Consider the following 25,614-nt stretch of genomic DNA (forward strand, 5'->3'; position numbering starts at 1 on the left):
GGGGGGGGGGGGGGGGGGGGGGGGGGGGGGGGGGGGGGGGGGGGGGGGGGGGGCCCGGGCGGGGGGGGGGGGGCCCCCCCCTTTTTTTTTTTTTTTTTTGTGGGCGCGCCCCCCCCCCCCCCCCCCCGCGGCCCGACCCAGCACGTAACAACAACGAGCCGACCAACCCGCTGTGGCCTTGATGTTGATCTGAAAGCAGTCGCGGCCGCAGGCCGCGCGGAACCCTACAGATGCCGCAGTTCCTGCTTCAGCGTCGCCACGCACCGGCGGCTCACTTCCAGCGGCTGCTTGCCATGCCGCAGCACCGCCTGCACCTGCCCGCCCACGCCACGCCGCAGCTCCACCAGTTCATGGCGCGCCACCAGGCAGTTGCGGTGGATCCGCACGAAGCGGCTGGCGAACTCCTCTTCCAGCGACTTCAGCGATTCTTCAATCAGGTCTTCGCCGCGTGCGTGGTGCACCACAACGTACTTTTCTTCGGCCTGCAGGTAGTGGATGTCATCCAGCGGAATCAGGCGCAGGCTGCCACGCAGGCGGGCGCACAGCATGCTGCGGGCCTGGCCGCCGCTGTGCTCGGGCTGGCCATCGCGGCCGGCCAGGAACGTGCGCGCACGGGCAATGGCCGCCGCGAGGCGTTCGGCGCGTACCGGCTTCATCAGGTAATCGATCGCTGCCGCCTCGAAGGCCGACAGCGCGTGCGCGTCGTAGGCGGTGCAGAACACCACCGCCGGCCGTGGCTCGAAACTGGCCAGGTGACGCGCGGCTTCCAGGCCGTCCAGGCCAGGCATGGCGATATCCAGCAGGACCAGGTCCGGCTGCAGTTCCGCGCACGCATGCAGGGCCTGTTCGCCGTTGCCGGCCTCGGCCACCACGTCGATGCCCTCCTGCGCTGCCAACAGGCTGCGCAGGCGCTCGCGGGCCAGCGGTTCGTCATCGGCGATGACTACCCTCACGCTCATTCCCTCACTGGATCGGCACTGTCACCTGACAGGCATAGTAGCCTTCGCTCCAGCCGGCCGTCATCCGCGCGGCACGACCGAAGCGCCACGCCAGCCGATGGCCGATGCTGTGCTGGGCGTGGCCGGCACCGCGTGCCAGGGCCAGCCCCGGGGCCTGCGGATCCGGCGCCGGATTGCGAACTGTGATCTGCAGCTCACTGTTCGTGCAGGCCAGCAGCAGTTCGATGGTCCCGCCTTCGGGCAACCGCGAAATACCATGCAGCACCGCGTTTTCCACCAGCGGTTGCAGCACCAGGCGCGGCAGCGGCAGGTCCCACGGCAGGGGTTCCTCGCGCTGCCAGCGCACCTGCAGGCGTTCGCCCAGGCGCAGCGATTCAATCGACAGGTAACGCTCGGCCAGCTCGCATTCGTCGCGCAGGGTCGAATCACCTTCGCCGGCGCCCAGCGCGGCACGGAACAGATCGGACAGATCCAGCACCGCACGCTCGGCCACGGCCGGGTCGCGGTGCAGCAGGCTGGCGATCAGGTTCATGCTGTTGAACAGGAAATGCGGGCGGATGCGCGCCTGCAGGGCATCGGCCTGCGCGCGTGCGTTGGCCTGCACCTGCGCGGCCCAGCGGTCACTGACATAGAAATAGCGCAGCGCCAGTGCCGTGATCAGGGCGGTGGTTGCAGCACTGCCCAGGGTGAAACGCCAGAAGCTGATGCCGCGGGTGAAGTTGTCACCCAGCACCGCGTACAGGGCGTGGACGACGCCGGCGCAGGCCACCGCGATGAACGCCGACAAGCCGATGGCCAGCACCGCGCCAAGCACCTCGGGCAGGGTCGACAGTGCCCGCCGCAGCAGGCACAGGCAGGCGCTGACCGCCAGCGCAAGCCACAACGCGAAACCGCTGGCCGAGGCCAGCTCGCCCAGCGTCCAGTGGCGGCTGCCATCGGGCGCCAGGGCCAGCACCACCACCACCAGTTCGGCCAGGCCCAGCATCGCCAGCATGCGCGGCAGGCGGCACAGTTCCGGCATCCACGGGGCGCTGGCGCTGGCAGCCATGGCTCAGGCCACGCCCAGCCGTTCCTGCAGCCAGTCGCCCAGCGCCTGGATTTCCTCGGCGCAGACCTGGTGCGCCATCGGGTAGCGCTGCCACTGCAGCGACAGGCCCAGCGTGCGCAGCACCTGCGCGCTGTGCTCGGCCACCGCCAGCGGGATCACCGGGTCGCCACTGCCGTGGGCCATGAACACCGGCACGTCGACCGCGCCGTCGACGCGGCGGGCGGCTTCTGCATCGGGCAGGTAGGTGGACAGGGCGATCAGGCCCGCCAGCGGCGCGGTACGTTCCAGCGCGGCACTGAGGATGACCGCCCCGCCCTGCGAGAAGCCGGCCAGGAAGATGTGGTCGGCGGCGACGCCGCGTTCGATCTCGCGCGCGATCAGCGCATCCAGCTGGGCCACCGATTCACGCACACCGGCCATGTCGGCACGCGAGCGGAAATCCATGCCGACGATGTCGTACCAGCCGCGCATCGGCACGCCGTTATTGATCGTGATCGGCCGCACCGGTGCATGCGGGAACACGAAGCGCAGCGCCGGCCAGTGCGGGCGCACCAGCTCGGGCACGATCGGCGCGAAATCATGGCCATCGGCCCCCAGGCCATGCAGCCAGATCACCGACCATTGCGGCGAGGCGCCGGTTTCCTGTTCCACCGTTTGCAGCATGATGCGGCTCCTTCAAGTTCGAGCCGCATTATGCCGCCGCCATGGGGCGATCAGTACAGCGGCGGCTGCTGGGCCGCTTCGCGGCGCAGTTCGGCGGCACGCACCAGAACGGGCGGCGGCGTGTTTTCCTCGGGGATGTCCAGCAGCCCCAGGCGGTGCAGGAAGCCACCGGGCCCGCGCGAGGAGGTCAGCGCCACCACGGGAATGGCCAGCACCATGCCGATCACCACCGGTGCCATCCACGCGGCCAACGACGGCGATACCGCCCAGGCCAGCACACCCATGAAGGCACCGAACACGCCCAGCCCGCCATAGCCACGGACCAGCGCCATCCAGGAAATGCCGCCGTCGTCGCGTTGCTGTGCGTCCCAGCCCGAATCGCGGCCGGACAGCACTTCGGCCACGCCGCGCGACTGCACGTACATCACCACCGGCGCCATCAGCGCGGCCAGCACGGTTTCCACCAGCATCGACACGAAGGCGCGGAAGGCGCCACCGCAGCCACGGCGATCCACCGGGTCCAGCAGCATGGCCAGGTAGCCCAGCACCTTGGGCAGCAGCAGTACGGCCATGGTCGCGCCGAACAGGCGCACCACCTGCTCCTCGTCCTGCGCACGCCAGTACACGCTGGGCGACAGGTGCAGCAGCGCATTGAAATCGATGCCTTCCTGGAACAGGGGGATGGCGATGCCGATCAGCATCAACATGCCCCACATCGGCGCAGTGAAGTAGTGGCCGATGCCGATCAGCATGTGCACGCGGCTGATCCAGTGCAGGCCGCGGCTGCCGACCACCTTGCCGTGCTGCAGGTTGCCCTGGCACCAGCGGCGGTCGCGCACCAGCATGTCGGTCAGGGTCGGCGGGCCTTCTTCGTAGCTGCCGCCCAGGTAGGGCACCATGTGCGCGGCCCAGCCGCCCCGGCGCATCAGCGCCGCTTCGACGAAATCGTGGCTGAGCACGTGGCCGCCGAACGGCTTGCGCCCGGGCAGGGCCGGCAGGCCGGCCTGGTCGGCGAAGGCGCGGGTGCGGATGATCGCGTTGTGGCCCCAGTAGTTGCTCTCGGCGCCATGCCACCAGGCCACGCCGCGGGCGATCACCGGCCCGTACACGCGGCCACCGAACTGCTGCATGCGGGCAAACAGGGTGCGGCCGCCGATCACCGACGGCAGGGTCTGGATCAGGCCGACGTCAGCGTTGTGTTCCATGCCGGCCACCAGGCGCACGATGCTGTCGCCGGTCATCAGGCTGTCGGCGTCCAGGATCAGCATCTGCGGATAGGCGCCACCAAAACGGCGCACCCAGTCAGCGATGTTGCCGGCCTTGCGTGCGCCGTTGTCGCTGCGGCGGCGATAGAACAGGCGCACCCGGCCATCAGGCACCAGCTCGCGCAGCTCGTTGAAGACCCGCTCTTCGGCGCGGGCGATGTCCTCGCGGCGGGTGTCGCTGAGCACGAAGAAATCGAAGCGTTCCAGCTGCCCGGTGGCAGCCACCGATTCGTAGATCGCGCGCAGGCCAGCCAGCAGCCGTCGCGGGTCTTCGTTGTAGGTGGGCATCAGCAGCGCGGTGCGGCTGTGCACGATCGGCAACGGCTTGTCCGGGTCGATGCCCAGGCGGTAGCCGCGGTCGAACACGGCAGTGAGGAAGCCGGCCACGGCACTGGCGAAGGACAGCGCGATCCAGGCGAACAGGCCGACGAACAACACCAGCAGGCAGGCCTCGAGCACACTGATGCCGTCGGTGGACAGGACCCGCCACATCATCCGCGTGGCCACGGCGGTCATCGCCGCAGTACCACCGAAGAGGTACAGGCGGCGCAGCTTGATCATGCGCGGCGAGGTGCGGTGGCGACGGACCTTGAGCTTGCCTTCGCGCAGGGTCTGCTCGGGCATCTGCAGGGGGGCTTCGGGCGGCAACAGCGCCCAGCCGGCATCCAGCTCGGGGTTGCCCGGGCCGGCGTGGGAGGTGGTTTGAGCTTCCATCGCGTCTACTCCGCCCAGGCAGCGCAACTGGCCATCCTGGCCAGGCGGCATGCACCAGGGTTCCCCGCGCGCATTCCCGGCGCCCGCACTTGCCCTGCCTGCGACGGCGTCACGCCGCGCAGTCGATGTCTGTCACTACCGGAACCCACACGATCTCCAACGGGGCGGAATCGAAAATGCGGCCCAGCATAAGAGGGCAAATGTAAGGTGAGCGCGAAGGTTTACGCCGGGGATTTCCCCCATTCAGCAAACAGCGGGCGATGGCGGGCTCGAGCATGCCGCGCACACGCAGGCGCGACGGAAACTGGATCGAGCAAAATGATAACGATTCCCAATCAGGGAATTCGGCCGCAGATGCACCGGGAGAGGCCAACCTGGGTTGGCCGATGCTCGTTCTGCGCAGAAGGGTGCCAACCAGCGTTGGCACCCGCCAGGGCTAGATCGTCTCGGGCGCAGCCGGATCGCGGCTGGCCGCCGTGCGCGCGCGGTCCATCGCCACCGCCAGTTGCTGGCGGGCGAGCAGTTGTTGTGCCTGCACCACTTCGGGTGTCGGCAGAAGCACCGGGCCGGGTGCGTTTTCCGGTGTAACAGGTGTGGTCATGCAACCTCCGTGGACATCCCGCCGACCGCAGGCCAAGGCCCAAGCGACAGCGGAACTGCGCACCCTATCCTAAAAACAAGAAGGGTGGGTGACGGTGCGACGCCCGGACGCAAGGCCCTGACTGGTTCAGCGTCACATTTCTTGCGGCCCGGACTGGCTGGCTGAATGCGACGCATTTATCATGAAAACGTTTTCTTACACGGACGTTCCCATGAATGCCATCGATCTTTCCCGTTTCAGCGCGAAGTGGCAGTTCCGCTTCAACTTCTACCAGCAGCACGGCTCGCCCAAGGATCCGCGCTTCGCGCCGGCCTGGAAAGCGCTGCCCGTCGGCGAGCGCCTGACGATCAACATCAATTTCCTTGCCCTGTTCTTCAGCTGGATCTACCTGCTGACCCTGGGCATGTGGCGCAAGGCGCTGGTGATGATCGCCATCTTCATCGGCCTGTTCGCACTGGCCTTCGTGCTGCCGACCATCCTGGTCCAAGGGCTGATCGGTGGGTTCTGCGCGCTGCTGGCCCACTGCACCAACTACGGCTACTACCTGGAGCAGGTAAAGGGCCGTGCCAGCTGGAACCCGTTCGACGGCTTCATCTGACGCACGGCCAGCGGTGCGGATGTGCATCACGCCCGGCTCCGGCCGGGCGTCGTCGTCTGTGCCGTCAGGCCGCGCGCAGCTTCGCCGCCGCCGGCGCATCGGCCTGCAGGCGGAAGCGCGATACTGCCACCGCCAGCTGCTCGGCCTGGTCCTCCATCGCCCGTGCGGCGGCCGTCGCCTCTTCCACCAGCGCCGCGTTCTGCTGGGTGGTTTCGTCCATCTGCACCACGGTCTGGTTGACCTGCTCGATGCCCGCCGACTGCTCGCGCGAGGCGGCCGAGATCTCGGCCATGATGTCGTTCACCCGGCCCACCTGGCCGACGATCTCCTGCATCGTGCGGCCGGCACCGTGCACCAGCTGCGCGCCTGCGCCGACCTGCGCCACCGAGGCGTCGATCAGCCCCTTGATCTCCTTGGCCGCGCCGGCAGAGCGCTGCGCCAGCGCGCGCACTTCACTGGCCACCACGGCGAAACCGCGGCCCTGCTCGCCGGCACGCGCCGCTTCCACTGCAGCGTTGAGCGCCAGGATGTTGGTCTGGAACGCGATGCCGTCGATCACCGAAATGATCTCGGCAATGCGCTGCGAAGAGTTCTCGATCTGCTCCATGGTCTGCACCACCTGGCCGACCACCTGCCCGCCTTCGCTGGCCACGCCGGCCGCCGATGCCGCCAGGCTGTTGGCCTGCTGCGCGTGCTCGGCATTCTGGCGCACGGTGGAGGTCAGTTCCTCCATCGATGCGGCCGTCTCTTCCAGGTTGGCCGCCTGCTGTTCGGTCCGGCGCGACAGATCGCTGTTGCCCGAGGCGATCTCGCCGGCCGCCAGGCGGATGCTCGCCGCCGACTGCTGGATCTGGCCGACGATCTGGGTCAGCTGCTGCACCGTGCTGTTGGCATCGTCGCGCATCACCGCGAACACGCCGTGGAAATCACCCTGCATGCGCGTGCTCAGGTCACCGGCGGCAATCGCGCGCAGCAGCGTGGAGAGCGCGGCCAGGTTGTGGTCGCTCACCTGCATCATGGTGTTGAGCGTTTCCACCATGCGGCGGAAGTCGTGCTCGAAGCGCTGGGTATCGCCACGCACGGCGAAATCACCGGCTGCCGCGGCGGCCGCCAGCTGCTGGATCTGCTCGTTGATCGCCCCCAGGTTCGCCTTGGTGGTGGCCATGGCGGCGGTGAACACCGCCTTCTCGCCCGGCAGGGCGTCCATGTCCACGCTGAGGTCGCCCACGGCGTAGCGCTGCATCACGTCCACCAGGCGCTGGGTGACCGCGTTGCTGGACGCCACCAGCTGGTTGCTGTCGGCCACCATGCGGCCGTATTCGCCGGGGAAGGCGCTGGCATCCATGCGGTAGCTGATCTGGCCCTCGTCATGGCGCTGCGCCATGTCCGCCTGCGCCGCCATCACCGCCTGCAGCGTGCCACGCATGCCCTGCATCGCTTCCAGCAGGCGGCCCACTTCATCGTTGCTGCGCGGCGGCAGTGCGGTGTCCAGCTTGCCGGCGGCCACGTCACTGGCGATGCGCACGGCCTGCGCCAGCGGGCGGATGGCCAGGCGGCGCAGCAGCACGTAGACACCGGCACTGAGGGTGAGCGCGGCGATCACGCCGACCAGCAGGGTCAGCCACAGCAGCTGCCGGGCTTCGGCCACGATCACGGCGTGCGGCACCACCACGCCCAGTGCGAAGTGCTGCGGGGCATCGCCCACCTGCATCGGTACGTACAGGCGCACGTTGCCTTCGGCATCCGGCTCGAACGCCTCGAACGTCTTGCCCTCGGCAATCTGCGCCAGCATCTGCTGGGTGGCCGCATCGGTGCGCGGCTTGCCGATCTCGGCAGCATTGGCTGCCGCCAGCACCACGCCCTTGGGCGAAAGCAGTTCGACCCGGCCGGCCCCCATCGGGGTCAGCGTGGCCAAGTGCTTCTGCAGCGCCGCCAGCGAGAAATCGACGGTGAAGACACCCAGGAAGGCGCCGTTCTCCACGATCGGCGTGCTCAGCGTGCTCATCAGCACCTGCTGGCCACCGATGGCGTAGGCATACGGCTCGCTGACCTTGGGCAGCTTGTCCCTGCTCGGCCCCATGTACCAGTCACCCGAGCCGTCGGGCAGATCGGTGTAGGCGGTCATCGGCGACTGCAGGGTCTTGCCGTCTTCCCAGGCCCAGTAGCTCATGAAACGCCCGGTGGCATCGTGCGCTTCGCTGTCCACGAAGTCCGCATCCTTGCCATCGAAGGCATTGGCCTCCCACATGGTGCTCTTGCCCACCCATTCCGGGTGCGCGTGCAGCTGTTCGCCGATGACCGCGGCCAGCGCGGCACGGTCCGGGGCATCGCCGCGGGCCCGCTGGGCCAGCACGGTTTCCACCATCGCATCGTTGCTGGCGAACGCCGTGCCCAGATCGGCCGAGACCTTGCGCGCCTCGGCAATCGCTTCGCTGCCCATGGTCTGGCGCGAGGCATTGACCAGGCTGGCACTGGCCTGGCGGTAGATGAGGAAGGCGGTCACGCCGAAGCAGAGCAGCGCGATCGAAGCAGTGCCCAGCATCAGCTTGTGGGCGATGCTGCCCAGGCGACGGGCAGCGGCAGAGCGGGAAGAAGGCATGGATGGATCCGCAGGCAGTTCAGGACAACCGGCACCACGACGGTACCGCGCAGATGCGCGATCCCTCGCGCGGCCGCCTGCCGGCTGCGGATCGGAACCCACGGTGGCAAGGCACGCACCGGGTTAGCGGCCGCAGACGGGGCGGGTTGAGGAAATCCGCCTGCGGGAACCTGAATGGACTCACGTAGCGTCGAGCTTGCTCGACGTTCCGTCGCGTAGAGTCGAGCTTGCTCGACTGATGCCAGGAGCAGTCGAGCAAGCTCGACTCTACTCCACCACGCGGTCGCCCACCCATTGCGTGCGCGGCAGCACTTCGATGCTGCCCGCCGCGTACTGCTGCAGCACGCCCTCCGGGCCGAAGCGCGGCTGCCAGCCCAGCGCCTGGCGCAGGCGGCTGCTGTCGTAGACGCGGTCAATGCTCAGCGGCAGCGGCCAGCCGCGGCGCTCGAATTCGGCCAGCAGCTGCGGCACCCGCCGGGCCAGCACCTTGCGCGGGTTGGCGGCCAGCTGCAGGCAGTCGCTGCGCTGGAATGGCGTGGCCGCACAGGCGATGTAGCGCTGGAAGGCACCGCCCTCGTCCACCAGCAGTGCCGCATGCGCGCTGGCCACGTCGCGCGCATCGATGCCGCGGTGCAGGCGGAACATCGCCATGCGTTCAGGCGACTCAGGGAAGCAGCGGGCCATGCGCAGCACGCGTACGTCAAACCCCGGCCCTGCCGCGCGCTCGGCCAGCGCTTCGGCCTGCAGCTTGGTGCGGTGGTAGATGGTGCGCGGCAGCGGGTCGGTGGTTTCATCGATCCAGCGGCAGCCACCGGCCACCACGGCGTGGCCGTACAGCGCCGTGGTGCTGGTCAGCACGAAGCGGCGCACACCCGCCTGCCGGGCCAGCTGCAGCAGCTGCGCGGTGGCGTCCACGTTGATCTGCTGGAACACCTCATCAGGCACCAGGCCGACATGCGGTGCGTGCAGGGCCGCGGTGTGGATCACCGCATCCACGCCCCGCACGGCGCGCTCCAGCGCCTGGCGGTGGGTGATGTCGGCAATGATGCGGGTGGTGTTGAACGGGCTGCGGTCCAACCCCACCACGTCGTGCTCGGCAGCCAGCGCACCGAAGATCGCGCGCCCGATCCGCCCGGAACTTCCGGTCAACAGGATCTTCATTGAATCCATTCACTCGACAACGCCCGGGAGCTACCGGGATGGTCCGATTCTAGGCGCGGGCGAAGGCTCGGCAACAGCCTGTTCACGTGCGCGGCCTGGTAGCGGGGCGTCAAGCGCGTGCATGGCCGGCGTGAAAGCAGCGGTGGGGATATGCACCTGCCATTAGCCCCGCCTGTGCAGGATGGAAGCGGTCGTCGAAGCTGGCGGCGTCCCTTCCGCACAGGAGACACAGCATGGCCAATGCACCCCACGGCGCACAGAATCGCGGCTTCGCCTCGATGGATGAAGACAAGCAACGCGCCATCGCCGCCAAGGGCGGCCGCGCGGCCCACGCATCGGGCAACGCGCATGAATTCAGTTCCGCCGAGGCACGCGTCGCCGGCCGCAAGGGCGGCGAGGCGATCAGCCGCAACCGCCAGCACATGGCGGCGATCGGCCGCGAGGGCGGGCATGCACGGCATGCCAATGCGCAGCGCCAGCAGCAGCAGCAGCAGCAGCAGCAACAGATGCAAGACGAACCGCAGGCCCCTGCCGCACCGGCGTCGCCCTACCCCCAACAGGGCTGACCCTTCGTCTGGGCCAATAACGACAAGGCCCCGCCAATGGCGGGGCCCTGCACTGCAGCGATCACTCAGCCGAAGCTGGGGATCAGGCCGCCTTCATCGCATGCTTGCGGTCGCGCATCACGCGGTGGCAATCCTGCACTTCCGGCAGCCACGCGGTCACTTCCTGGCGCACGGCCGGCGGCAGGTCGTTGTCGTTCAGCACGTCCTTGAACGCGCCCAGCAGGCGGTCTTCGGATTCTTCCAGCTCGGCCACGTAGCCGTAGTTGGTATCGCCGAAGGCGGCGCGCACCTTGCCGTAGAACTGCTGCATGGAACCGACCATGGTGCCGTGCTCGGCCGGCTTGCCACCGGTGGCGACGACGGCGCTGCTGAGCGAGGACACGATGCGCGCCTTGACACCGGCGATGCGCACGAACAGTGCGGACAGCTCGGTGTCCTTCACCTTGGTGGCGGCTTCTTCATAGAACGACTTGCCGTCGCGGGCGATCTCGATCAGGTCGTTGAGGCGGTGTTCGATGGTGGACTGGGTGCTCATGGTGTTTCTCCTTGATCGGGTCTGCGGGATGAGGGCAGCGGTGTGTCCGTTGCCTGCAGGACCAGAGTGGAGAAGTGCATGTGCGGCGCGGGTGAGCACTGTTTTATGCAGGAATCACTGTCTCGAACGGCAACTGACTGTTCACGTTCTCTTGCATGGGATTCACGCTCAGAGAACGTTCTCGTCCATCCTCACGGATGCGGCGATTCGCCATGTGCAGACGCGAATTTCGACAGCGAAGACGGCTCAACGGGCAGATCGTTTGCCAGGCACCACTCCACAAAGTCGGCCACCGCCACTGTCACCCGGACAGTGCCGACCCCACTCACTCTGGCGAGCCACACGTGGCGCTCAATATCTTTCTCCCACTCGGCAAACGTATCGTGCCAGTCCCGCTCAGGCAGGAGCGCCTTGAAGCTGGCGTACTCTTCCTCCCGGAACCATGCAAACGCAAGATACGGAGCATCATCCCCGCGAGGACGAGGAAGTGGCACGAGGGCGGGACGACGGTGTTTCATGGTTCCATGACCTCGGTGGAGCGTCTCTCAAGTATCCGACGGCGGCCCCATTTCGGTAAATGCACAGGTAGGTGCGGCCAGGTGTCGATTCCCGCCCCCGTCGTTCGTCGGAACAGGAAAGGCAGGCCCTTCGCCTGCAGGAGCACTGCCATGCACCCGATCCTCACCGCCTTCGCCACCTCCCCCGACCGCGGCCAGGGCCTGGCCCGCGACATGCGCGTGCGCTGGGCGCTGGAGGAACTGGGCATCGCCTACGACGTGCAGCTGCTGACCTTCGCCGAGATGAAGGAACCCGCGCACCGTGCGCGCCATCCGTTCGGGCAGATTCCCACCTATGAGGACGGCGATCTGCGGCTGTTTGAATCGGGCGCGATCATCCTGCACCTGGCCGAGCAGCATCCGGGCCTGCTTCCCGCGGATGCAGACGGCCGCATGCGTGCGATCGTCTGGATGTTCGCCGCCTTGAACACGGTGGAACCGCCCATCGTCGAGCGCTCGATGGCCTGGGTGCTGGAGCGCGAGCAGCCCTGGTACGCGCAGCGGCTGGTGATGCTGGATGAGCGCGTGCGGCGGCGGCTGGATGAACTTTCAGCACGGCTCGGTGATGGCCCCTGGCTGGACGGCGCGTTCAGTGCCGGCGACCTGCTGATGGTCTCGGTGCTGCTGCGCCTGAAGAGCAGCGGCATCGTCGATGAGTTCCCGTTGCTGGCTGCCTACGTGGCGCGCGCGACGGCGCGGCCGGCGTACCAGCGCGCGTTCGCCGCACAACTGGCGGTGTTCCAGAACCAGTAGCGGCAGCAGCCGCCACATTGACGCCCAACCCGCACAGGCCTAAAGTCTGCGCCGCAGCCCTGCATCAGGCGCTGCCGCAGGCGTTATCGTCATCCAACGCGCCCACACCCGGGAGGGCCTCAGCAGAGGGAACCCGGATCAAAGGCGCCACGGTACCGTCCTGCCCTCCCCTTCCTGCTGGAAGGGATGCATCCTGCCGTGGCCTTTCCCCAGCCCCTCTGGAAAGGCACTCCCATGAAGCTCACCGGCAACACCATCCTCATCACCGGCGGCAGCCGTGGCATTGGCCGCGCATTCGCCGAAGCCCTGCATGACCGCGGCAACCAGGTCATCATCACCGGCCGCGACCCCGCACTGCTGGACGCCCTCTGCGCGCAGCGCCCCGGCATGACCGGCCTGCCACTGGAGCTCGGCGACCCCGCGTCGCTGGCGCAGGTGGCCGAGGTCGTACACGCGCGCTTTCCCTCGCTGAACGTGCTCATGGCCAATGCAGGCATCTCGCGTGCGGAAGACCTGGCCAGCGGCCACTGGGATGACCTCGATGCCGAGGCCATCGTCGACACCAACATCCTGGGCGTGCTGCGCACGGTCGCGACCTTCCTGCCGCTGCTGACCCGGCAGCGCAGCGCGACCTTGATGGCCACCAGCTCGTCGCTGGCCTTCCTGCCCCTGGCCAGCTTCCCCACGTACTGCGCCAGCAAAGCCTTCCTGCATTCGTGGCTGGTATCGCTGCGCCATCAACTGCGCCACCTGCCGGTGGACGTGCTGGAACTCTCGCCGCCCTACGTGCAGACCGGGCTGACCGGCACCGCGCAGGCCAGCGACCCGCGCGCCATGCCCGTGCAGGACTACGTGCAGCAGGTGCTGCTGAAGCTGGAACGCGGCGATCATCCACGCGGTGAAGTGCTGCTGGACGCTGACCACGCACGACGCTGGGCCGAACGCGACGGCACCTACGATGCGATCTTCGCGCTGATGAATCCCGCGTAGGCGCGGTCGCACAACCGCGCCTGACAGCCGCCGCCGGAAGAATCCGGTGGCGGCCCTCAGCGCAGTGGATCGGCCGCCACGCCCTCATGGGTGATCTTCACCGGCAGGATGTGGCCCTGCGCATCGAACTCCATGCGCTCGATGGCCGTCTCGCGATGGTCGCGGGCGGTGTCACCGTGCGGACGGCGGTGGTAGACGATGTACCAGCGGTCGGTGCCCGGCACCTGGATCACCGAGTTGTGGCCGGCGCTGGTAGCGATGGCTTCATCCTGCTGCAGCACCGTGCCGACACGCTTGAACGGGCCGGTGGGTGCATCGGCAATGGCATAGGCCACCTTGTAATCCGGGCCACCCCAGCCGCCTTCGGACCACATGAAGTAATAGTGGCCACCGCGCTTGAACATCAGCGGGCCCTCCACGTATTCCGGCGCGGGGGTGATTTCCTTGAACAGCGAACCATCGGCCAGCGGCAGGACGCCGGTGAAATCATCCTTCAGGCGGACGATGTTCGCGTGCTTCCAACCGCCGTAGATCATGTACCAGGCGCCGTCGTCATCCTTGAACACGAACTGGTCGATGGGCTGCGCGCCATTGTGGAAAGCACCCACCAGCGGCTTGCCCAGCAGATCCTTGTACGGGCCTTCCGGGCGGTCGGCCACGGCCACGCCAATGCCACCCAGTTCGCTATCGGTCTTGATGTCGTTGGCGGCGAAGAAGAAGTAGTACTTGCCGTTGTTTTCCACCACGGACGGCGCCCACATCGCGCGCTTGGCCCAGGCCACATTCTTCGCGTTCAGAACGTCGGCATGCTTGGTCCAATGCACCAGATCCGGCGACGAGAATGCATCGAAGGTGATCTGCGCATCGTAGTCCGCCGAGGTGGTCGGGAATATCCAGTAGCGGTTGGCGAATACCGCCGCTTCCGGGTCGGCATACCACCCCTTCAGGATCGGATTACCCGAGGTGGCCGGCGGCGCGGCCTGCGCGCCCGTTGCCAATGCCGCTGCCATGCAGGCGGCCATCATCCACTTGCCCAACGCCATGCCGTGCGCTCCCGTGCTGGATAGATTGGGAGCATATTAGATCGATTCAGATGCGGAATGCGCGGGCAGCCCCACCCCATGCGCGGGAGTGGGACGCAGGCCTCAGGCTTTCTTGATGACGGTGCGCTTGCCGATGCTGCTGGTCTTGCCTGCCGTCGGCCGGGCCAGGCCCGGAATCAGGAAATCGGTGACCTTGTGGCCCATGGACACCTTGTGTGCCAGCCAACGCGGCATGCGGCCACGGCCGGTCCAGGTCAGGCGCTTGTATTCCGGATCGCGGTATTTGGCCGCAACCTTGCCAGTTTTTCGGCGGGCAGGTTTACGTGCCGGCGCGGCGGTTTCTGCAGCTTCATCGCCGAAGAGTTCTTCGATGGTGTAACCGGCTTCGGCGGCAGCGGCCTTCAGCAGGCGGCGCACGGCGGCGGCCGGGCGGCGGGTGGTGATGAGGGCTTTGCGCTGTTCGGCCGCAGCCACCAGTGCGCCCAGCTCCCGAAGGCTGAGCGATTCGATATTGATAGTCATGCGGGGAAAGGTCTACTGCGGCGGGCTGGGTGTCAAGTTTTAGTTACCACTAAATGCAGTGGCACTGCTCACCTCACTCATTCCTGCAGACCTCGGACAGCGCCTGCGCCAGCTGCGACAAGGAGTAAGGCTTTCTGAGCAGCACGAAGCCGTGGTTGGGGTCCTGAGCGAGGAGCTCGCTGTAACCACTGGTAAGGATGACCGGGAGCTGCGGATAACGCTCCTTGACGATGTGGGCCAGTTCCACACCACTGCGACCAGGCATTACAACGTCGGAGAAAACCACGCTGAACCGTTGATGGTCCTTGTCCAGTTCCTGCAGCGCTTCGTCTACGTTGTATGCGTGGACGACGCCATAATCCAAGCCCTTCAGTGCACTGTAGGCGAAGTCAGCCACATCCGGATTGTCCTCGACCAGCAGTACACAGATACCCTTGCCAGACAGATCCTGGAACGTGTCCCGGTCCTTTTCTGGCTTGCCTTGAAACTGGCTTCGCGGCAGATACAGCGTGAACGTCGTTCCCTCGCCGGGCACGCTCTTCACGTCGATATCGCCCTCCGACTGTTTCACGAATCCGAACACCTGGCTCAGCCCCAGGCCGGTACCTGCGCCCACCTCCTTGGTGGTGTAGAAGGGTTCGAATATCCGCTCGATGGCACTGGCGGCGATACCTGAGCCGGTGTCCTTGAAACTCAGCGCCACATAGTTCCCGGCTACCACCGCACCGGACCGGATGACCGGAATGGCATCGCAGATTTCGGCCCGGATGGTCAGCTTCCCGCTACCAGCAATCGCATCGCGGGCATTGACCGCGATGTTGATCACCGCAGTATCCAGCTGGTTGCGGTCGATAATGACGGGTATGGATGGGTGGGGCATTTCAAGCTCGATCTGTACCCTCGGTCCGACCAGCGTCGAAACGATATCCGATATCGAGCGGATGCTTTCCACCAGGTCGAATACTTCCGGCGTCAGACTCTGCCGGCGGGCAAAAGCGAGCAGTTGCGCTGTCAGCTTGGTCGCCCGGTCTGAAGCAGTGGCGATGCCATTGACATAGCGGGACTGCTGGGGCGTCAGCGAGCCGACATGCCGCAACATATCGGCCGAGCCACTGATGACCTGCAGCAGGTTGTTGAAATCGTGCGCGACTCCCCCGGTCAGCTGGCCCATGGCCTCAAGCTTCTGGCTCTGCCGCAGCTGTTCCCGTGCCGATACCAGCTCCAGATGCGCTGCGCGCGCTTCTTCAGTGATGCTCTCGATGTGGCGGCTGTGGCTGTCCCGCTCGGCGACAAGCTCGGTCTGTTCACTTACCACACAGAGCATTCCTTTCACCTCGCCTGATCGGATTCGAAGCGGCGAATAGGAAAATGTCCACACCGTGTCTTCCGGGAAGCCATCACGGTCCATGCGAAGCTTCATGTTGGCCAGGCTTTGCGCCTTGCCACCGAAGGTTTCCTCGATCAGATCCTTGACGTCACCCCATACATCGCTCCACACGACATCCAGACGGTTGCCCATGGCGCCTTGGAGCTTGCCACGCAGCAGTGGAAGGTACGCATCGTTGAAAAAGAAGCGCTTTTCGCCAGGCCCCCAGGCAATCCAGAGCGGTTCGGGCGAATCGAAGATCATGCTGAGTGCAGAACAGAACTCGCAACTTGCCCCACGCATGCCTCTGCCCTGAACCCAGTCGCAGTCCTTGAACAACCTGAAGGCCAATGACTCGGGGTTTGAGACGGTGGGAAGCATGGGTGTTCCTGAAACCGAAGGCGACGCGGGAGTATGGGTGAACCGCTGTGTAGGCCTTCGACACACTGCACGATGCCGTATCGACGGGGAGGCACCCACCGGGTGCGCTGGGGAGATCTTTGCTGTCGGTACCAGCAGTGGCTGCTGACTGGCGGCTGCCGGCTGGCACAAGCCCTCAGACGGATACCCAGCGGTCACTGGACTGCGCTGGGCGGGCAGAGTGGGCCAGCGGTTGATCCCAAGTGCCTGATTGGATGGTGGGCCCACCAGGATTCGAACCTGGAACCAAGGGATTATGAGTCCCCTGCTCTAACCGTTGAGCTATAGGCCCTGCGCAGCGCCACAGTGTAGTGGAGCGCGCCCCCGCCCGGCTACTCAGGCATCAACGGCCAGTGCCTTGGCCACCTGCTCCAGCCGCACCTCGGCAATCTCCGCAAAGTGCTGCATCTGCCGCAGGTGCGCCTGGAACAGCGCCACCGTCCGCCGGGCCGATTCAAGCCCTGGCTGATTGCCACCATCAAAGCCTTCAACCAGTCCAGAGCCAGAGAGCGTCAGCAACGCATACGTCGTGCGGCGGGCGAACCCCAGCCGGTCCTCGCGCTCGTCCTGCTGTACGTCCTCCCAGTCCAGCAGCGGCGGGAAGTCGATCTGCAGGGAATCAAGTGTATCGTGCTCCACATCGTTCATGGCGTAACTCCAGATGCTTAAGGATCGGTGCAGCAGGCCGCACGCGGTATGCGTGGCCTGCTGCGCGTCTGCATCGGTGCCGGTGATAACCGGCCCGCCTACGGGATGTGTTGAGCATCTGCCCGACCAGACTGCGGCCGCGCCAGGGAGAATTCAAACGGCAGATGCGACACAGCGCGAAATCACCCGAACCGCGCCCCCATCACCCTCACCCGCTCGGCATTTCCCCGCGCCAGCGCGCGCAATCCGTCCGACCCCACCCGCGCATCCCCCGCAACGCGCGCCCAGAACTCGCTCGCCAGTGGCGCCGCCCAGCGCAGATGCTCCAGCTCCCCGCTCTCACGCGGCGCCACCGCATCCAACGGCACATCCTGCCGCAGCACACCCAGCCGCGACGGCGCCAACGACATCGGCAACATGTCGTACGCCGGTGCCAGCGGCAACGCGCCGCGATCAACGAGGCGGAAACCGATGTTGCCCTGGTGCATGTCGCTGTTGCCGATCAACCGGCCAAACGCATGCAGCCGCGCCATCGCCTGCACGGTCGCCGCAGACAACCAGCCCAGCGCCTGCAGCTGCGTACCCGCGCGCGGCCACTCCAGCGTCGCTTCACCGGTAAACGCAGCCGACAGCGACAGCAGCGAAACAAAGCCTCGGCGCCCCAGCACATCGGCGCTGCGGTCGAAACGCGTGACTTCCAGGAAGGTATGCGTGGGCGTCTGCAGCAACTCACTGCTGGCGGCATCCACGCCAGCGGCGCGCAGGGTTTCCAGTGCCAGGTGTTCGCAGACCAGCAGGTCTGCCCAGCGCTGCGCGGCCTCGCCGCCATCGGGCTGGGCGAACTTCACGATCACCGCGCGGCGACCGCCGTCGCCTTCCACGGTGGCGGTGAACTTGGGCTGCTCGCCGCCGGGCGAAGAACCCACGTCTTCGCCGGCCAATGCGGCACGCGCGCGTTGCGGGTACTGCTGCGGGCGGTCGCGTACATCCACGCGGTCAGGCGGTGCATCCAGCGCAGCCAGGGCCGCTTGAACTGCCTCACCGCCCAGCAGCAGATCGCCGGTCTCGGTTCCGCCGCCATGCACCAGCGCCACCAGCACGTCGTCGCGCTGCCAGCGGGCCAGATCCGAAGGCAGTCCAAGCCCGCGCGCGCGGCCATGCGCGAAGCTGCGGCCGAGGAAACCCTGCGGGCGCAGGTCGTCGAGGTACCACGGCAGGCCCGGGAAGAAGGCGGCGATGTCGCCGTCCGGTGCGCGCAGCAGGTTGGGCCGCGCGCGGCTGGCGTCCACGTGGAAGGTGTCGCCGCTGAGCGCGATCACCCGACCCAGCTCTTCCAGCGTGGCGTCTTCGCGCAGGCGGTACAGCGGCCATTCGCTGCCCACGCGCGAGGGCTGGCGCAGGGCATAGGCGGTGGCGCGCGTCTGGCCCAGGCGCACGACCTGATCGCCACTGGCCGCGACCAGGCGGCTGAGGGTCATGCGGTTCACGCCCAGGCGCTCGGCCAGCGCGGCCGCCGGCTGTGGCTGGCCGGGGGGAAGCTGGGCGATCAGATCCTGGGGTTGCAGGAGCGCGCGGCGGGCCATGGGCGGGCCTTGGAGACGAATAGTGTTACGTATTTAGCGCAAAAGAACGCGGCCTGCAAGCGGGGTAAAACTTAAAATCTATTGTTTTACATGGATTTTTTCGGAACCAACCGCAGCAGATACCAGAAATAGTGTTACGTAAAAATTACGAATTTTCCAAACAATCCGCCGGGCGCGGCCCGGCGCTACCAAAGAAAAACCCCGCCGAAGCGGGGTTTCTCTCAACACATCAGCCGTCGCTGGGTATCAGTCGATATCCAGGAAGCTGCGCAGCTGCTCCGAGCGGCTCGGGTGACGCAGCTTGCGCAGGGCCTTCGCTTCGATCTGGCGGATGCGCTCGCGGGTCACGTCGAACTGCTTGCCGACCTCTTCCAGCGTGTGGTCGGTGTTCATGTCGATGCCGAAGCGCATGCGCAGCACCTTGGCTTCCCTCGGGGTGAGGCCGGCCAGCACGTCGCGCACGGTTTCAGACAAGTTGATGTTGGTGGTGTTCTCGATCGGGGACTCCACGTTGGTGTCCTCGATGAAGTCGCCCAGATGGGAATCCTCGTCGTCGCCGATCGGGGTTTCCATCGAGATCGGCTCCTTGGCGATCTTCATCACCTTGCGGATCTTGTCTTCCGGCATGTCCATTTCCTTGGCCAGCTCCTCCGGCGTAGCCTCGCGGCCGTACTGCTGGAGCATCTGGCGGGAAATGCGGTTCAACTTGTTGATCGTCTCGATCATGTGCACCGGGATACGGATGGTGCGTGCCTGGTCGGCAATCGAGCGGGTGATCGCCTGGCGGATCCACCAGGTGGCGTAGGTCGAGAACTTGTAACCGCGGCGGTATTCGAACTTGTCCACGGCCTTCATCAGGCCGATGTTGCCTTCCTGGATCAGGTCGAGGAACTGCAGGCCGCGGTTGGTGTACTTCTTGGCGATGGAGATGACCAGGCGCAGGTTGGCCTCGACCATTTCCTTCTTGGCCTTGCGGGCCTTGGCTTCGCCGTAGGCCATGGCGCGGCTGATTTCCTTCAGCTCGTCCAGGTCCAGCAGGGTCAGCTTTTCGATATCGATGGTGGCCTGCTGCTCGGACACGATCTGGTCCTTCACCTCACGCAGCGCCGAGGACCACTTCTGCTTGCGCTTCAGTGCGTCTTCCACCCATTCCAGGTTGGTCTGGTTGCCTTCCCAGGAACGGATGAAGTCCTTGCGCGGCATGCGGGCGGTGACGGTGGCCAGGTTCAGCACGCGGCGCTCATGCGACTTGATGTCGGCCATGGTGTCGCGCAGCTGCTTGGTCAGCACGTCGGTCAGCGGCAGCGGCAGCTTCAGGGTGACGAACACCGCCGACATCTCCTCGCGGAGCTTGGGCAGGTTCTTCTTGTCGCCCTTGGCGGCAGCCTTCTTGAAGGCATTGAACGCGTCGGTCAGCGCCTGCATGCGTGCGGCGACTTCCTCCGGGTCCGGACCGGTCGGTGCGGCTTCTTCATCACCGCCGTCGACATCATCGTCCTCGTCCTCGTCGGCGTCGTCATCGCTGTCGTCGCTGTCATCGGACACAGCAGCGGCCGGAGCCGGCACTTCGTCGGAGAGATCGTTGAAGCCGACGATCACTTCGGCCAGGCGCTTCTTGCCTTCCTTGTGGGCGTCGTAGTCGGACAGCAGCGATTCGACCGAGACCGGGAACTGGCCCAGGGCAGCCTGCACCTGCGAAAGGCCTTCCTCGATGCGCTTGGCGATGGCGATTTCGCCTTCGCGGGTCAGCAGCTCGACGGTGCCCATTTCGCGCATGTACATGCGCACCGGGTCGGTGGTGCGGCCACCTTCGGTGTCCAGCGCGCTCAGCGCTGCGGCGGCTTCTTCGGCCGCGGTGTCGTCGACCTCACGGTTGCCCGTGTTGCCGTCGTTGAGAAGCAGGGTTTCCACATCCGGCGCAACTTCATGGACATCAATGCCCATGCCGTTGATCATGCCGATGATGTCTTCGATCTGTTCCGGGTCGACCATGTCGTCCGGCAGATGGTCATTGACTTCGGCGTAGGTCAGGTAGCCCTGTTCCAGGCCCTTGCTGATCAGTTGCTTGATTTCGGATTGGGCAGGACGTTCGTTGGCCATGTAGTGCTCGCGCCACCGGCTAGGGAGAAATAGGGAACGTAGCATTATACCAGCCCGGGGCCCCGCCTGCCGGGCGGTGGTCCCGGCGGCCTAGGGCCTGAGAAGGAAGGTCACGGGACCGTCGTTGACCAGGCTGACGACCATATGGGCACCAAACCGGCCTGTTTCCACCCCCGGGGCGTGTTTTTCACGGCAGATCCCGACAAATCGATTGAACCCGCGTTCAGCCTCGTCCGGCGGGGCGGCGCTGGTGAAGCTGGGGCGCATGCCCGACCGGGTATCGGCGGCCAGGGTGAACTGGCTGACCAGAAGCAGCCCACCCCCGGTATCGCGCAGCGAACGGTTCATTTTTCCCGCCTCATCTGCAAATACACGGTAGCCAAGCAGGCGATCGGCCATCCGCTGCAGCTGCGCCTCGGTATCGCCCGGTTCCATGCCCACCAGGGCCAGCAGGCCGGGGCCGATCTGCCCGACCGCCTCGCCCTCCACATGCACGGCAGCCTGGGTGACACGCTGGATCAGGACGAGCATCGAAGGGCTCCAGATAACGGGGGCGGCCACGATAGCAGCGCCCTTGGCTAAACTGGGGCCAATGAATCCGCAACGCAAAGCCCGGCTGGTCCATCGCGCCACCACCCTGTTCGCCCGCCTGCCCTGGCCGCTGCTGCGGGGGTTCGCGCACGCCCTGGCCTGGGCGTGGATCCGCCTGAACGCCCGCGAGAGCCGGGTGACCCGGCGCAACCTGGAACTGGCCTACCCGGAGATCACCGGCGACGCGCGCGACCGCCTGCACCGCGAGCTGCTGCGCTCGACCGCCCTGCAGGCCATCGAAACCCTGCGCCTGTGGAGCCGGCCGCCGGCCGAAAACCTGCGCCTGCACCTGAAGGAACACCACGGGGCCGCCCTGTACGACGCAGCCCTGGCCAGCGGCAAGGGCGTGATCGTGGCCGCCCCGCACTACGGCAACTGGGAGCTGTTGAACCAGTGGCTGGCCTCGCGCGGGCAGATCGCCATCGTCTACAAGCCACCAGAGGACGAGGCCAGCGACGCCTTCCTGCAGCTGGTGCGTGGCGGCCAGAACGTGCAGCAGGTGCGCGCCGAAGGCCCGGCGGTGCGCCAGCTGTTCAAGGTGCTCAAGGACGGCGGTGCCACCGGCATCCTGCCCGACCAGCAGCCCAAGGCCGGCGACGGCGTGTTCGTGCCGTTCTTCGGCGTGCAGGCGCTGACCATGACCCTGGTCAACCGCCTGGCCGAGCGCACCGGCGCCACCGTGCTGTACGGCTGGTGCGAGCGCATCGGGCCGGACATGGAATTCGCCCTGCACATCGAACCGACCGACCCGGCCGTGGCCGACCCGGACCCGCAGGTGGCGGCCACCGCGCTCAACGCCGGCATCGAGCGCATCGCCCGCCGCGATCCCACCCAGTACCAGTGGACCTACAAGCGCTACACGCTGCGCCCGCCGGGCAGCGGCGAAGATGACCCGTACGCCACCGAAGAGCATCCGCATTGAGGACGGCGGCAGCTGGTCTGCGACCGGCTGCCGCAGTACGTTGAATACCGCGCTGGCGCCCCCATAGAGACTGCGATGTCCGCCTCCCCCGGTCCTGCCATGCCTGCTTCTTCCCTGTTCGGCGATCCCGCCGCGATCCGCTGCGAACGCGCGGTGGCCGAGCTGCGTGCCGGTCGCCCGGTGCTGCTGCACGATGGCCAGGGCCAACGCCTGGCGGTGATCGCGCTGGACAGCGCCACGGCCAGCAGCTTCGCCGCCTTCGCGAGCGCTGCGCGCGAACGCCATTACCTGTTCCTGACCGCCACCCGGGCCCGCGTGCTTGGCGTAGAGGCCGCCGAGGGTGCGCGCCTGCCGCTGGCCGGCGTAGCCTTCGATGCCCTGCCCTCGCTGGGCTACCTGCGCGAACCGGGGCCGATGCCGGAAGGCTGGAGCGCGGGCGATGCGTTCGATGCCGGCGCGGTGGAACTGGCCCGCCTGGGCCTGCTGCTGCCGGCCATGGTGGCCGTGCGCCTGGACACCGGCGACCACACCTTCGACGGTGCGGCCGAGGTGGCCCTGTGCGACCTGGCCGAAGGCGCGGCCCATGCCGCCCATGATTACGAGCTGGTGGCGCGCTCGCCGGTGCCGCTGCGCGACGTCGGCATGACCACCTTCGCGGTGTTCCGCGGCGGCGTGGCCCAGCGCGACCAGGTGGCGATCATCGTCGGTGAGCCCGACCTGTCGGCGGTGGTGCCGGTGCGCGTGCATTCGTCCTGCCTGACCGGTGATCTGTTCGGTTCGCTCAAGTGCGACTGCGGCGACCAGCTGCGGCGCGGCCTGCGCAAGCTGAAGGAACTGGGTGGCGGCGTCCTGCTGTACCTGGACCAGGAAGGCCGCGGCACCGGCATCGCCGCGAAGATGCGCGCCTATGGCTACCAGCACGACGGCCTGGACACCATCGACGCCGATGCACAGCTCGGCTTCGGTGCCGACGAGCGCCGCTACGGCAGTGCGGTGGCGATGCTGCGCGGCCTGGGCATTTCGCGCGTGGCCCTGCTCAGCAACAACCCGACCAAGGCACAGCGCCTGCGCAATGCCGGCATCGAAGTGCTGGACTGCATTCCGGTCACCGGCGAGATCACCGCCGAGAACGAGCACTACCTGCGCACCAAGGCCGACCGCGCCGGCCACATGCTCGATGTCGACGCACTGATCCAGGCCGCCCAGTAACGCGGCCGACCTGCTACCGTCTGCGCGGGGTGGCCATGGCCACCACCGCCCTGCCCCGCTGCCCGACGGACACCCGCGTGACCGAACTGCCTTCGCCTGCATCGCCGCACCTGGACCATTGGCAACCGCTGCCGCTGCGCGCCGCCCGCCTGGCTGCGCTGGGGGGCGCCTTTGGCGGCCTGTTCGTGCCCGGCGCGCCACTGGCCGCCGCCTGGTGGTTCTTCGATCTGCCCGGTGGCCTGTGGGGTGCATCGGCCGGCCTGCTGGCGGGCCTTGCGTTCGGCGCCTGGCTCGGCCACCGGCGGATGACCCGTACGCGCTGGCGGCTGGATGCCCAGGGCCTGGGCCTGCGCCGCGACCTGATGTGGCAGCTGGAAACCCGCATCCCCATTTCCCGCGTGCAGCACTTGGACCTGCGCCGTGGGCCGCTGGAACGCCGCGCCGGGCTGGCCACGCTGATCGTGCACACGGCCGGTACGCGCCTGAGCGCGGTGACCGTCAGCGGCCTGGACGAGGCCGATGCCGAGCGCCTGCGCGACACCCTCGCGCACCAGCTCGACCAGGACGCCGACGCGCTGTGAGCCTGCCGCCGTCCATGCCGCCTGCGCTGCCCGGCGATGGCCAGGAGCATCGCCTGCATCCCTGGTCGTGGCTGTTCGTGCTGCTGATGCAGCTGCGCCATTACCTGCTGCCGCTGGTGGCGCTGCTGGTGTTCGGCCAGCGCGGCGACCGCGACCCGATGTGGGCACAGCTGGTTCCACTGTCAGCCATTGCCGTGCTGGTGCTGGTCTCGGTGCTGCAGTACCTCAGCTACCGCTACCGTATCGGCAGTGATGCGATCACCGTGCGCAGCGGCCTGCTGTCGCGCAACCGCCGCGAGATTCCCTTTGCCCGCATCCATAACGTGGAGGTGCGGCAGAACCCGCTGCACCGCCTGTTCGGGGTGGCGGAGCTGCGCCTGGAATCGGCCGGTGGCGTGCGCCCGGAAGCGGAGATGCGCGTACTGAAGCTGGACCAGGCGCTGGCGCTGGAACGGCTGGTGCGCCAGCGCGGGCAAGCGCCGCAGGCCGTGCCCGGCGATGCAGCGCAGGACAGCGCCGGCGACGAGGATGAGCGCGTGCTGCTGCGCCTGTCGGCGTGGGACGTGCTGCGCATGGGCCTGCTTTCCAACCGTGGCTGGGCCTTGGCCGCGGCCGCCGTCGGCGTGCTGTTCCAGACCGTGCCACGGCCGATGATGGACGACGCCCTCCAGCGCGGTGGCCGCCAGGCCTTCGGTTACGTCAGCCATCTGCACGCGGGCCTGACCGGCACGCTGCTGCTGGTGGCCGCCGCCCTGCTGCTGGGCTGGCTGGGGCTGCGTGTGCTGTCGGTGGTGCTGACCGTGCTGCGCTACCACGGCTTCACCCTGAGCGAGCGCGAACGCCGGCTGACCGTGTCCACGGGCCTGCTCAGCCGCACCCGCAGCAGCGTGGCGCGGCGCCGCATCCAGGCATGGACCCTGCGCGAAGGCACGCTGCAGCGCTGGTTCGGCCTGCGCCAACTGCGCATCGACAGCGCCGCCGGCGGCCCCGCACGCGATGACGACCGCGCCCTGCGCGAGCTGGCGCCGCTGGCCGCGGCCACCACCTGCGAAGGGCTGGTGCAGCACCTGCTGCCGCAACTGCAGTGGCCGCCGGCACAGTGGCATGCCCTGCCGCAACGCGGCTGGTGGCGGCTGAGCCTGGGCAGCCTGGTGCTGGTGCCGTTGCTGGCGGCCGCTGCGTACTGGCGCTGGGGCCCCTGGGGGCTGCTGGTGCTGGCCTGGCTGCCAGTGGCGCTGCTGGTGGCGCATCGGCAGATGGCGCGCATGGGCTGGCATCTGGATGGCCAGTTCGTGGCCGTGCGCGGCGGCTGGTGGCAGCGCTGGTGGCGCTGGGCCGAGCTGGACAAGGTGCAGGGCCTGCGCCTGCAGCGCTCGCCGCTGGACAAGCTGCTGGGCACCGCCAGCCTGCAGCTGGACACGGCCGGCGCCCATGGCGATGTGGCGCTGGCGCTGAACTACCTGCCACAGGCGCAGGCGCAACAGGTGATGGAGCAGCTGGCCGCAGCACTCGCGCGGCGCAAGCTGCGCTGGTGACGGCGGGGCCGGCATCCACGCATGGCGTGGATCTACTGTAGAGCCGAGCCCATGCTCGGCTTGCCGCAGCCGAGCATGGGCTCGG

General features: G+C 67.3%; 24 protein-coding genes and 1 tRNA gene. 8 read left to right on the top strand and 17 right to left on the bottom strand.

Annotated elements, in window-relative coordinates:
• Positions 1–224 precede the first annotated feature (224 nt).
• From QMZ26_RS19730 to QMZ26_RS19750, 5 genes are all read right to left on the bottom strand, one after another.
• Positions 225–959 carry a LytTR family DNA-binding domain-containing protein gene (locus QMZ26_RS19730; protein ID WP_174213518.1) on the bottom strand — a complete coding sequence of 245 codons (735 nt, stop codon included), beginning with the start codon at positions 957–959 and terminating at the stop codon, positions 225–227.
• Positions 960–963: 4 nt separating this feature from the next.
• The gene (locus QMZ26_RS19735; protein ID WP_283222434.1) at positions 964–2,007 is read right to left on the bottom strand and encodes a sensor histidine kinase; all 1,044 of its coding nucleotides are present in this window, start codon (positions 2,005–2,007) and stop codon (positions 964–966) included.
• A gap of 3 nt (positions 2,008–2,010) precedes the next feature.
• On the bottom strand, positions 2,011–2,670 hold the full coding sequence (locus tag QMZ26_RS19740) for an alpha/beta hydrolase (RefSeq protein ID WP_108758933.1): 660 nt from the start codon (positions 2,668–2,670) through the stop codon (positions 2,011–2,013).
• 50 nt (positions 2,671–2,720) lie between these two features.
• Positions 2,721–4,649, bottom strand: a complete 1,929-nt coding sequence (gene mdoH / locus QMZ26_RS19745) for a glucans biosynthesis glucosyltransferase MdoH (RefSeq protein ID WP_283222435.1) — start codon at positions 4,647–4,649, stop codon at positions 2,721–2,723.
• Positions 4,650–5,085: 436 nt separating this feature from the next.
• The gene (locus QMZ26_RS19750) at positions 5,086–5,250 is read right to left on the bottom strand and encodes a hypothetical protein (RefSeq protein ID WP_174208702.1); all 165 of its coding nucleotides are present in this window, start codon (positions 5,248–5,250) and stop codon (positions 5,086–5,088) included.
• A gap of 211 nt (positions 5,251–5,461) precedes the next feature.
• Here QMZ26_RS19750 and QMZ26_RS19755 point away from each other — a divergent pair, with 211 nt between their 5' ends.
• Positions 5,462–5,848, top strand: a complete 387-nt coding sequence (locus QMZ26_RS19755; protein WP_283222436.1) for a DUF2628 domain-containing protein — start codon at positions 5,462–5,464, stop codon at positions 5,846–5,848.
• Between the two features lie 64 nt (positions 5,849–5,912).
• Here QMZ26_RS19755 and QMZ26_RS19760 read toward each other — a convergent pair whose 3' ends face one another.
• Both QMZ26_RS19760 and QMZ26_RS19765 read right to left on the bottom strand, forming a co-directional pair.
• Positions 5,913–8,447, bottom strand: a complete 2,535-nt coding sequence (locus QMZ26_RS19760; protein WP_283222437.1) for a methyl-accepting chemotaxis protein — start codon at positions 8,445–8,447, stop codon at positions 5,913–5,915.
• A 267-nt stretch (positions 8,448–8,714) separates the two neighbouring features.
• Positions 8,715–9,608 carry an NAD(P)-dependent oxidoreductase gene (locus tag QMZ26_RS19765; RefSeq protein ID WP_283222438.1) on the bottom strand — a complete coding sequence of 298 codons (894 nt, stop codon included), beginning with the start codon at positions 9,606–9,608 and terminating at the stop codon, positions 8,715–8,717.
• 233 nt (positions 9,609–9,841) lie between these two features.
• Between QMZ26_RS19765 and QMZ26_RS19770 the strand changes: the two genes are divergently transcribed.
• The gene (locus QMZ26_RS19770) at positions 9,842–10,174 is read left to right on the top strand and encodes a KGG domain-containing protein (protein WP_283222439.1); all 333 of its coding nucleotides are present in this window, start codon (positions 9,842–9,844) and stop codon (positions 10,172–10,174) included.
• 82 nt (positions 10,175–10,256) lie between these two features.
• Here QMZ26_RS19770 and QMZ26_RS19775 read toward each other — a convergent pair whose 3' ends face one another.
• Both QMZ26_RS19775 and QMZ26_RS19780 read right to left on the bottom strand, forming a co-directional pair.
• Positions 10,257–10,709, bottom strand: a complete 453-nt coding sequence (locus QMZ26_RS19775) for a PA2169 family four-helix-bundle protein (RefSeq protein WP_079223597.1) — start codon at positions 10,707–10,709, stop codon at positions 10,257–10,259.
• Positions 10,710–10,900: 191 nt separating this feature from the next.
• Positions 10,901–11,227, bottom strand: a complete 327-nt coding sequence (locus QMZ26_RS19780; protein WP_283222440.1) for a hypothetical protein — start codon at positions 11,225–11,227, stop codon at positions 10,901–10,903.
• Between the two features lie 150 nt (positions 11,228–11,377).
• On the opposite strand from QMZ26_RS19780, the gene QMZ26_RS19785 reads away from it, so the two are divergent.
• Positions 11,378–12,019, top strand: a complete 642-nt coding sequence (locus QMZ26_RS19785) for a glutathione S-transferase family protein (RefSeq protein ID WP_283222441.1) — start codon at positions 11,378–11,380, stop codon at positions 12,017–12,019.
• A 234-nt stretch (positions 12,020–12,253) separates the two neighbouring features.
• Positions 12,254–13,009 carry an SDR family NAD(P)-dependent oxidoreductase gene (locus QMZ26_RS19790; protein WP_283222442.1) on the top strand — a complete coding sequence of 252 codons (756 nt, stop codon included), beginning with the start codon at positions 12,254–12,256 and terminating at the stop codon, positions 13,007–13,009.
• 56 nt (positions 13,010–13,065) lie between these two features.
• On the opposite strand, the gene QMZ26_RS19795 is transcribed toward QMZ26_RS19790, so the two are convergent.
• From QMZ26_RS19795 to dtd, 8 genes are all read right to left on the bottom strand, one after another.
• Complete coding sequence (locus tag QMZ26_RS19795; RefSeq protein ID WP_283222443.1) at positions 13,066–14,052, bottom strand: glycoside hydrolase family 43 protein; 987 nt, start codon at positions 14,050–14,052, stop codon at positions 13,066–13,068.
• A gap of 102 nt (positions 14,053–14,154) precedes the next feature.
• Positions 14,155–14,574 (bottom strand): H-NS histone family protein, encoded by a 420-nt coding sequence (locus QMZ26_RS19800; RefSeq protein ID WP_283222444.1) that lies wholly within the window; start codon positions 14,572–14,574, stop codon positions 14,155–14,157.
• A gap of 73 nt (positions 14,575–14,647) precedes the next feature.
• Positions 14,648–16,204 (bottom strand): ATP-binding protein, encoded by a 1,557-nt coding sequence (locus QMZ26_RS19805; RefSeq protein WP_283222445.1) that lies wholly within the window; start codon positions 16,202–16,204, stop codon positions 14,648–14,650.
• A gap of 372 nt (positions 16,205–16,576) precedes the next feature.
• Positions 16,577–16,652, bottom strand: a tRNA-Ile gene (locus tag QMZ26_RS19810).
• A gap of 44 nt (positions 16,653–16,696) precedes the next feature.
• A complete protein-coding gene (locus QMZ26_RS19815; protein ID WP_283222446.1) occupies positions 16,697–17,008 on the bottom strand; it encodes a hypothetical protein in 312 nt (103 codons plus the stop codon).
• A gap of 182 nt (positions 17,009–17,190) precedes the next feature.
• Positions 17,191–18,591: a type II toxin-antitoxin system HipA family toxin YjjJ gene (yjjJ, locus tag QMZ26_RS19820; RefSeq protein ID WP_283222447.1), complete on the bottom strand. Its 1,401-nt coding sequence runs from the start codon at positions 18,589–18,591 to the stop codon at positions 17,191–17,193.
• Positions 18,592–18,837: 246 nt separating this feature from the next.
• Positions 18,838–20,691 carry an RNA polymerase sigma factor RpoD gene (gene rpoD, locus QMZ26_RS19825; protein WP_283222448.1) on the bottom strand — a complete coding sequence of 618 codons (1,854 nt, stop codon included), beginning with the start codon at positions 20,689–20,691 and terminating at the stop codon, positions 18,838–18,840.
• 90 nt (positions 20,692–20,781) lie between these two features.
• On the bottom strand, positions 20,782–21,222 hold the full coding sequence (dtd, locus tag QMZ26_RS19830; RefSeq protein WP_079223626.1) for a D-aminoacyl-tRNA deacylase: 441 nt from the start codon (positions 21,220–21,222) through the stop codon (positions 20,782–20,784).
• A 61-nt stretch (positions 21,223–21,283) separates the two neighbouring features.
• On the opposite strand from dtd, the gene QMZ26_RS19835 reads away from it, so the two are divergent.
• The 4 genes from QMZ26_RS19835 (at position 21,284) to QMZ26_RS19850 (ending at position 25,529) form a co-directional block, all read left to right on the top strand.
• Complete coding sequence (locus tag QMZ26_RS19835; RefSeq protein ID WP_283222449.1) at positions 21,284–22,204, top strand: lauroyl acyltransferase; 921 nt, start codon at positions 21,284–21,286, stop codon at positions 22,202–22,204.
• A 75-nt stretch (positions 22,205–22,279) separates the two neighbouring features.
• The gene (gene ribA / locus QMZ26_RS19840; protein WP_283222450.1) at positions 22,280–23,413 is read left to right on the top strand and encodes a GTP cyclohydrolase II RibA; all 1,134 of its coding nucleotides are present in this window, start codon (positions 22,280–22,282) and stop codon (positions 23,411–23,413) included.
• Between the two features lie 77 nt (positions 23,414–23,490).
• Positions 23,491–23,994, top strand: a complete 504-nt coding sequence (locus tag QMZ26_RS19845) for a PH domain-containing protein (protein WP_283222451.1) — start codon at positions 23,491–23,493, stop codon at positions 23,992–23,994.
• Positions 23,995–24,008: 14 nt separating this feature from the next.
• Positions 24,009–25,529, top strand: coding sequence for a PH domain-containing protein (locus tag QMZ26_RS19850; RefSeq protein WP_283222452.1), 1,521 nt, complete (start codon positions 24,009–24,011; stop codon positions 25,527–25,529).
• Positions 25,530–25,614 lie beyond the last annotated feature (85 nt).

The organism is Stenotrophomonas sp. PFBMAA-4 (assembly GCF_030053215.1).
GTDB lineage: Bacteria > Pseudomonadota > Gammaproteobacteria > Xanthomonadales > Xanthomonadaceae > Stenotrophomonas.